Source organism: Streptomyces sp. NPDC090106 (genome assembly GCF_044747265.1).
GTDB lineage: Bacteria > Actinomycetota > Actinomycetes > Streptomycetales > Streptomycetaceae > Streptomyces.
The window spans coordinates 189585-198306 of record NZ_JBIVDS010000011.1; the positions used below are offsets into that span (position 1 = coordinate 189585).

Annotated in this window: 4 protein-coding genes; all 4 read right to left on the reverse strand. The window is 75.1% G+C overall.

Going from position 1 to position 8722, the window contains the following annotated elements; genetic code table 11:
- Nucleotide 1: 1 nt before the first annotated feature.
- Nucleotides 2-1390 carry a type VII secretion protein EccB gene (gene eccB, locus ACIPSE_RS32525; protein ID WP_401669648.1) on the reverse strand — a complete coding sequence of 463 codons (1389 nt, stop codon included), beginning with the start codon at nucleotides 1388-1390 and terminating at the stop codon, nucleotides 2-4.
- A 9-nt stretch (nucleotides 1391-1399) separates the two neighbouring features.
- Nucleotides 1400-2800: a type VII secretion integral membrane protein EccD gene (gene eccD / locus ACIPSE_RS32530; RefSeq protein ID WP_401669650.1), complete on the reverse strand. Its 1401-nt coding sequence runs from the start codon at nucleotides 2798-2800 to the stop codon at nucleotides 1400-1402.
- 148 nt (nucleotides 2801-2948) lie between these two features.
- Entirely contained in the window at nucleotides 2949-6929 is a 3981-nt protein-coding gene (gene eccCa, locus ACIPSE_RS32535; RefSeq protein WP_401669652.1) for a type VII secretion protein EccCa, read from the reverse strand.
- Nucleotides 6930-6989: 60 nt separating this feature from the next.
- Complete coding sequence (locus tag ACIPSE_RS32540; RefSeq protein ID WP_401669654.1) at nucleotides 6990-7913, reverse strand: hypothetical protein; 924 nt, start codon at nucleotides 7911-7913, stop codon at nucleotides 6990-6992.
- Between the last annotated feature and the right edge of the window lie 809 nt (nucleotides 7914-8722).

Here is an 8722-nt window from a genome sequence, read left to right on the forward strand (position 1 = left end):
CTCAGCCACTCTCCCGGGGCGAGGGGGCGGCGACGACGGGGACGGGCCGGAGGGCTGCGGTCCTGGACAGGGCGGGGCCGGTGGGCAGGAGGTCCAGGACGGCGGGCGGGACGGGCCGTGTCTGGCCGCTGCCGTAGCCGAGGGCGGACAGGACTCCGGTGTCGGTGATCGGGTACTTCACGCCGAGTTCGGTGACGAGCCAGGTGGTGCCGGGGAGGCCGGTGGCCGGCAGGGGCAGGGCGGTGAGGAGCAGTCCGGTGCCGACCGGTACGGGGTTCCCGGTCGGCGGCTTCTGCCAGGTGAGGGAGGTGCGGACCGTCGTGCCCTCGGCGCGCTGGCGCAGGCAGACGGTCCGGGCGTCGGAGCCGGCGTGGGAGCCGGCGTGGGAGCCGGCGTGGGCGACGGGGCCGGACAGGAAGTCGGGGAGCCGGTGCAGCAGGGTGCGGTCCGCGGAGCCGGGGGCGGCGGCGACGTCGGCGCGGGTGACCTGGCGGCCGGCGCCCTGTCCGGAGGCGGCGGCGAGGAGCTGGTACTCGGTGCGGGTGAGCGGGGCGAGTCCGTCGGCGCGCAGGACGTAGTACTGGGCGGGTCCGGTGCCGTCGGCGGCGGTGGTGAACACCTGCCCCACGCGGGCGGGTTGGCCGGCGACACGGGGTCCGGTGGCGCCGCGGCCGGGGATGTCGGCGGCGGTGACGGCCGGGCCCTCGGGCAGGGCGGTGAGCCAGGCGGCGGGGGCGGGAAGCGGGTCCTGGCCGTCCAGTTCGAGCGCGACGAGGGCCGCGCGGCCCTCCAGCCGGTGGCGGCGGCCGTTCCAGAGCAGGTACGACGTGCCGTGGCCGTCCGCGACGAGGATGCGGCGGCCGTTCGCCGAGCGGCCTGCCACGGGCGCGAAGTCCGGCCTCTCGCCGCCGTCTTGACCGGGCGTCAGGCAGCGTGACCAGGCGCCGGTGAGGAGGGACGCGGCGGCGGGGACGGAGTCGGGGGCGCCGGTGATGCCGATCTGGGCGCCGCGGGGCGTGCCCGCCAGGGAGGCGCGGGAGACGGTGTACACCTTCGTCCCGGTGGCGGATCCGGCGGCGCCGAGGAGCGCGGAGGAGTAGTTGGCGACCGGGTGCAGGACACCGTCGAGGTAGAGGAAGCGGGTGCCGGTGTCCTTCTCCACGACGATGGCGTTCGGCTTCGCCCAGGCGGTGTTGCCGCCGGGCCGGATCAGGCCGTACACGCCGAACCCGACGCAGACGAGCAGGGCGAGGACGATCCCGATGGCGGTGCCGACGACGCTGCGCCGGGCCGGGGGGTCGCCGGTGGCGGGTTCGCCGGTCACCAGCGCGGCGGCGAGGCGCCCGGTGGCGAACTGGTAGGCGTGGACGTGGTCGCGTCGGCTCTGCACGGGGACCCCTCAGCCGGCCAGGGTACGGAAGTACCAGTAGACGTGCAGGTGTTGGAGGAGCAGCGGCACGAGGGCGATCGCGGTGACCATCTCCAGGATGTCCGCGGTGTGGCCCCAGATCGGCAGCAGCCGGATCGTGGGCAGGCGCAGCGCGCCGAGGAGCAGCAGGGCCGTCGCGGTGAGCAGGAGCACGGTCAGGGCAAGGTGGGCGACGGGGCCGCCGGGGACAAACAGCCGGGCCAGGGTCAGGCCGAGGCCGAGGGTGCCGGCCAGGGCGAGCGCGACGCGCTGGCCGGTCTCGGTGACGCCGCGCGAGCGCAGGGTCACGGCGGCGGAGAGGGTGAGGGCGAGCAGCCACGGGAACCAGCCGCTCTGCCGGGTGAGCAGGACCAGGGCGGTGGCGTAGACGGTGGAGGCGCCGACGGTGAACAGGGTCAGGTAGGCGTCGGCGTCGGCGACCCGCCGGTCGAGGTCGCGCCGGGTACGGGGGTCGGTGTCCTCCTGCAATTCGTCCGCGTTGCGCGGGAGTTGGGGAATGCGCAGGCCGGCCAGGCGCAGCACCAGGCGGGGGGCGATCGCGCTGAGGAGGAAGAGGGTGACGGCGACGACGGTGGCCGCGGTGGTGGCGTCCCAGTCGTGGCCGACGGCGAGTCCCGCGCCGGACTCGACGGCGAGCGCGACGACGAGGAGGGCGCCGAAGACGCGGACGGGCACCCGTGCGGCGAGCAGCAGCACCAGCGCGACGGCGACGGCGCAGGCGCCGCCGGTAAGCAGCTCGTGCCGGTCGGGCAGGGGCAGCGCGGCGGTGCCGTGCCGGGCGGTGAGTCCGGCGAGGGCGGCGTACGCCCAGCCGGCGGCGCCGGTGACGAGGACGGTGGCGGGGTCGGGGGCGGGCGCGCGGCCGATGACGACGCAGGCGGCGGTCAGCAGCACGGCGAGCACGCCGTACTGGGCGGCGGTGGGGAGCGCGGCGGGGGCGGCGGGGACGAACGCCGCGAGCAGGGCCAGGGTCAGACAGGCGAGCGCGGTGAACAGGCGCCGGGTCAGCTCGGGCCGCCAGCGGTCGGTGCGGGCGTTGACGACGGTGGCGACGCCGTCGGCGAGGTCGTCGAAGAGCATGGGCGGCAGGGCGTCGGCGGCGGGCCGCAGATGGAGGATCTCCCCGTCGCGCAGCCCGAGGGCGTCGACGGTGGCGTCCGGGTCCAGCGGCTCCTCCCCCAGCCGCTGGAGGACGTACTCCTGACCGGCGGCGGCGTCCGGGTCGCCGAGGCGCTGCGCGAGCACGGGGAGCAGGGCGCCGACCGTGACGCCGCCGGGGACGCTCAGGTCGGCGCCGCGCCCGGGTCCGGCCACGGTGAGCCGGCAGACCGTGGCGGGGTCGGGGTGGGGCATGAGACCGGGGGTGGTCATGGCGCTCCTGTTCGAGGCGGCCGGGGCGGGGCGGGGGTGCGCGGGAAGCCGGGGCGCGGGAAGCCACGGTGAAGCGAGCCGCGGTGAGGAAGGCCGGGGCGAGGAAGGCCGGGGCGAGGAAGGCCGGGGTGCGGCGGGCGGGGGCGGGTCACTCGCGGTCCTCCACCAGGCCGGTCTGCACGAGCCGGATACCCCGCCGGGTGACGAGCTGGGCGCGGCCGGGGACCAGCGTGCGGGGCTTGGCCTCGCCGATGAACTTGTTCTCCTCCTTGGGATAGGAGAAGAGCAGGGCCGGGTTGCCGAGCTCCCAGAGCCTGCGCAGCGTGGGGTCCATCATGGCGCGCATGGCGCCCGAGGTGGAGCGGGCGATCACCAGGTGCATGCCGATGTTGGCGCCCTGGGCGAGCAGCGGGACGAGCGGCGTGAGGGGGCTGTCCATCGAGTTGGTGGCGAACATGTCGTAGTCGTCGACGAGCATGAACAGGCGGGGGCCCTGCCACCAGTCGCGGCGGGCGAGCTGCTCGGGGCTGACGTCGCTGCCGGGGAGCCGCTTGGTCATGGACACCACGGTGTTCCCGGCGAGTTCCTTCAGGCCCTGGCTGTCGACGGCGTAGCCGACCCGGTACGCCTCGGGGACGGCGTCGATCAGGGCGCGGTCGGGGTCGGCGAGGAGGATGCGGGCCTCTTCGGGGCGGAAGCGGGTGGTGACCGCGCGGGCCATCAGGCGCAGCAGGTTGGTCTTGCCGGTCTCGCCGTCGCCGAAGACCAGCAGGTGGGCGGTGGTGGAGAAGTCGTGCCACAGGGGTTGCAGGCGTTGTTCGTCCCAGCCGACGGCGACCCGCAGGTCGCCCTCGGGGGCGGGGAGCCGGGTGGCGGGCAGGCGGCTGGGCAGCAGCCGGACGCCGGGGGCGGTGCGGCCGGTCCAGAAGGTGCCGATCTCGGCGGCGGCGACCTTGGTGGCTGCGGTGAGGTCGTCGGTCGCGGAGGAGCTGTCGAGGCGGGGCAGCGCCGACAGGAAGTGGTGCCCGGAGCTGGTCAGGCCGCGGCCCGGCTGGTGCGGGACGCCGCCCGCCTGCCGGACGCCCAGCTCGGACTCCATGGCGTCGCCCAGGCGCAGTTCCAGCTTGGTGCTGAGCAGGTCGCGCAGCCGGGGCCGGATCTCCGACCAGCGCACCGCCGACACCACCAGGTGGATGCCGAAGGAGAGGCCGCGGGCGGCGAGCGCGGTGATCCGGTCGTCGAGTTCGTCGTAGTCCTGGCGCAGCGTGCCCCAGCCGTCGACGACGAGGAAGACGTCTCCGTAGGGGTCGTCGACGGCGCCCGCGCGGCGCTGCTGCCGGTAGGCGGTCATGGACTCCATGCCGCGTTCGGTGAAGATCTGCTCGCGGCGCTCCAGGAGCTGGGTGAGCTCCTCGACGGTGCGCAGGACCTTGTCGCGTTCGAGACGGGTGGCGACCGAGCCGACGTGGGGCAGTCCGGCGATCGACACCAGGCCGCCGCCGCCGAGGTCCAGGCAGTAGAACTGCACCTCGGCGGGGGTGTGGGTGAGGGCGAGGGACATCATCAGGGTGCGCAGCAGCGCGGACTTGCCGGTCTGCGGGGCGCCGGCGACGCCGATGTGGCCGCCCGCGCCGGACAGGTCGGCGACGAGGAGTTCGCGGATCTGCTCGTGCGGCCGGTCGACCATGCCCAGTGGCACCCGGAGCGTGCCGAGGAGCGGGGACTCGGCGGCGGTCATGCCGCGCACCGGGTCGGGCACGATGCCGGGCAGCAGCTGGTCGAGGCTCGGGGATTCGGCGAGCGGCGGCAGCCAGACCTGGCGGGCGGAGGGGCCCGCGTCGGCGAGCCGGTCGATGAGGACGTCCAGGAGGGTGTCGTCGCCGTCGGCGGCCGGGGCGGGCGTGGGCGCGGATGCAGAGGTGGATGCGGCGGGTTCCGCGTCCGGTTCGGGTTCGCCCGGGGGGCGTTCGGCGGCGGGGCGCTGGTCCAGCCCGAAGGGCACGATCTCGTGGGCGGCGGCCGGGCCGGACGGTTCGCCGTCGTCGCCGTCGGGCGCGGCGGGGCAGGGGCCGGAGACGTAGGCGGCCTTGAACCGCACCAGGTTGGTGGTGTCCACCCGGAGGTAGCCGTTGCCGGGCACGGAGGGGAGTTCGTAGGCCCCGGCGACGCCGATGACGCTGCGGGACTCCATGGAGGAGAAGGTGCGCAGCGCGATCCGGTACGACAGATGCCCCTCGACCTGGTGGATACGGCCCTCGTCGAGGCGCTGCGAGGCGAGCAGCAGATGCACGCCGAGGCTGCGGCCGAGGCGGCCGATGGTGACGAACAGGTCGGAGAACTCGGGCTTGTTGGCGAGGAGTTCGGAGAACTCGTCGACGATGACGACCAGGGACGGCAGCGGGGCCAGGGGCGCGCCGGCCAGCCGGGCCTTCTCGTACTCGAAGAGGGACGCGTGACCGCTGGCGCGCAACAGCTCCTGGCGGCGGATGAGTTCGCCGTCGATGGAGTCCTGCATCCGGTCCACCAGGGGCAGTTCGTCGGCGAGGTTGGTGATGACGGCCGAGGTGTGCGGCAGGCGCTCCATGTTGAGGAAGGTGGCGCCGCCCTTGAAGTCGACGAGGACGAAGTTGAGGACCTCGGAGGAGTGGGTGGCGGCCAGCCCGATGACGAGGGTGCGCAGCAGTTCGCTCTTGCCGGAGCCGGTGGCGCCGATGAGGAGGCCGTGCGGGCCCATGCCGGTCTGTGCGGACTCCTTCAGGTCGAGTTCGACGACCTCGCCGTCCTCGGTGACGCCGATGGGCACACGCAGCCGGGCGCTCTGGTCGGCGCGGCGGCGCCAGTGGGCGGTGACGTCGAAGGTGCGCGGGTCGCGGATGCCGAGCAGGGTGGTGAGTTCGAAGTCGGACTCGAAGGGGTTGTCGGTCAGGTCGATGGTGCCGCTGGTGCGCAGCGGGGCGAGCTGCCGGGCGAGGGTCTCGGCCTGGGCGCGGCTGACGAGGTCGGCCTCGGCGTCGGCGGTGGAGTCGGCGACGGGGAAGGAGACGCGGCCCCGCTCGGCGGTGAGGCGGAGGACGCCGGGGCCGCCGTGCATGGCGCCGGTGACGTCGAGCAGGACGGTGTTGCGCAGTCCGGCGCCCAGCAGCCGGGAGCCGGCGGGCAGGGTGGTGCGGTGGGCGACGACGACCACGAAGGGTTCGGCGGCGCTGGGGGTGGCGTGCGGGTCGTGGTCGGGCCGGTCCGTCACGTCGGTGCCGAGCAGGTCGGTGAGTTCGGCGTGGTCGGCCGCGATCAGCCGCAGCGGGCCCGCGGCGTCGTACTCCTTGGGATGGGCGTTGTGGGGAAGCCACTTGACCCACTCCCACTCCTCGCGTCCGGTGTCGTCGGTGAGGACGGCGACGCGCAGTTCGTCGGGCGAGTGCAGGGTGACGAGCTGGCCGAGCACGGCCCGCACCAGGCCGAGGGCGTCGTCCATGTCGCCGGCCAGCTCGACGGCGGTGAAGCTGCGCAGGCCGACGGGGACGGGCATGCCGGGGACGGTCTGGAAGGCGGCGGTGAAGCGGCGCAGCGAGATCGCCGCGAGCGGGTCGAGGTCCTCGACCGGCTTGGTCTCCGGGGGGACGAGTTCGAGGGCGGCGCGGCGGGTGCCGAGCCCGATGCGGACCTTCGCGAAGTCGTCGTGCGCGGAACGGCGTTCCCACACCCGGGGCGAGCCGACGAGTGACCACAGGCGGTCCGGCGGCGGGTTGTCCCACAGCGCGGCGGCGAGCTGCGCCTCGGCCACCTGGCGGGCGCGGACGCGGAGTTGGGCGAGGTAGCGGAGGTAGTCGCGGCGCTCGGCGCGCATCCGCCGTTTGCGCTCCAGTCCGGCGCGGCCGATCTGCCCCATGCTCATGGAGATCATGCCGACGCCCATCATCCCGGACATCAGATACGTCGAGGAGGAGCCGCCCGCGGTGAACATCAGCGCCATCGCGCCGAAGCCGATGCCCATGGGCAGGACGACCATGACGGAGCCGAGGTCGGCGGAGGCGGGTTCGCCGAGGACGGGGGGCTCGGCGAGCTCGATACGGGCCTCGGGCACCTCGGGTCCCGACGCCCTCGGGGGGCGTTTCTTGACCACGGTGTTCACGGGTGCGTCTCCAGCGGGGGGGGGTGTTCGGGACGGCGGGGGCGGGGGTCGTGAACCGGGTCAGCTGTCGCTGTCGGCGGGGGCGTCGGCGGACCACAGGACGGTGGTGCCGTGGCGGACGGTGAGGTCGCCGTCGGCGCCGAGGACGAGGGTGGCGCCGTCGTGCCCGTCGGTGCGGGAGGTCCATACGGGGTGCATCGCGGCGGTGTAGACGGCGAGGTTCCCGTCGGCCTGGAAGACGGTCCTGGCGCCCCGTCCGACGGTGCCGGACTGCCACAGGGAGTGGCCGCGGCCGTCGTAGAGGACGAGGTTGCCGTCGCCCTGGAAGGCGAGGACGGTCCGTCCGGCGGTCCAGGTCTGGCCGGGTAGGAGGACGCTGGTGCCGTGGACGACGGTCGCCGCGGTGGCGCGGGGCGCGGCGGGGGTGGTGCGGGGCGCCGCGAGACCCACGGCGACGGTCTCGGGGGTGGACGGCGACGGGGTGGGGGTTGCGGGTGAGGGCGCGGGCGGGGACGGAGACGGGGACTCGGACGGCAGGGTGAGCGTCAAGTCCCGCGTGGGCGACACCTGTTCGGGGCGCGCGCCGCCCCTGCTATCGGATTCATCCGTTTCATCCGCGCCGTCCGTGCCGTCCGTGCCGTTCGTGCCGTTCGTGAGCAGGACGGGGAGGATCAGCACGAGCAGGGCCGCCCCGACGGCGGCGGCGAGGAGATGCCGGGTCAGCCGCTCGCGGGAGGCCGGAAGCTCTTCGGGAGGTTCCTCTTCCGGGGCGATGCGGTCCGCGCGGTCCGCGCGGCGGGCGAAGGCGTCGAAGCCGGCGAGGCCGTCGTCGGAACGGGGCGTTTCGGACCGGCCCGTTCCGAGGTCGCCGGCGTCGCCCAACGGGCGCTCCTGCCACGGCAGTCGGCGCCGCCACACCGCCCCGCCCGCCGGTTCCTCCGGCGTCCGCGGGGCACGGCCGGTGCCCGGATCCTGCTGTGCCACGTGCGCGCCCTTCTCGGTCCTGGGCGCACGGGTGGGGGAACCGTGTGCGGTGCCGGGGCGCCCGGCGTGATCGTAAGGAGGGATCACCGGGGTGCGCGGTGCCCCCGCCCGCTTCCTGCCCGCACGGACGGGCGCACTTCCCTTTCCGCCGGGACGGTTGGGTGGGAGGGGAGGGAGGAGGAAGGGGGTGCGGGCTCGCGGTGGCCGGATGGCTCGGTGTGAGGGCGGGCGATACCGGGGCGCGGTCGTCGGGAGGCCCGGGGCGGGGCGGAGGGAGCGACGGGGGCGGGCTCGCGGGCGGTGGGTGATCGGGGTGGGGCGGGGGCAGGACAGGCGGGTGTGCGGCTTGGCGTTCTCGACGGTCTCGGGACCGATTTGCTCCACGGCCTGCGGGCCAGGCGGCGGACAGGGCTCGGGATCTGCCGCGGGACGGGTCCCGGGGCTGGGCCACCGGACCGGGCTTCAGGGTGGTGAGATGGCGGGGCGGGAAGGTGTCTGGCCTGGCGGTCTCCCACGGGCTCGGGACCGGCTCGCTCCACGACCTGCGGGCCAGGCGGCGGACAGGGCTCGGGATCTGCCGCGGGACGGGTCCCGGGGCTGGGCCACCGGACCGGGCTCCCAGGCGGCTTACGGGCCGAGCTCCGGATCGGCTGGGGACCCGCTGCGGGAGGAGCCGGAACGAACCCTTCGACGGCTCCGGACCGCGCACTGAACCGTGCCCCCCGACCGCCTTCGAGTCAGGCCGCGGACCGGTCTCGGGACTCGCCGCAGGACGCGGATCGGGACCGGTCCCCTTGGCCGCTTCCGCA

Bases quoted from the DNA above. Each gene is read 5' to 3' on its own strand.
- eccD (WP_401669650.1), bottom strand. From the start codon at position 2,800: ATGACCACCCCCGGTCTCATGCCCCACCCCGACCCCGCCACGGTCTGC.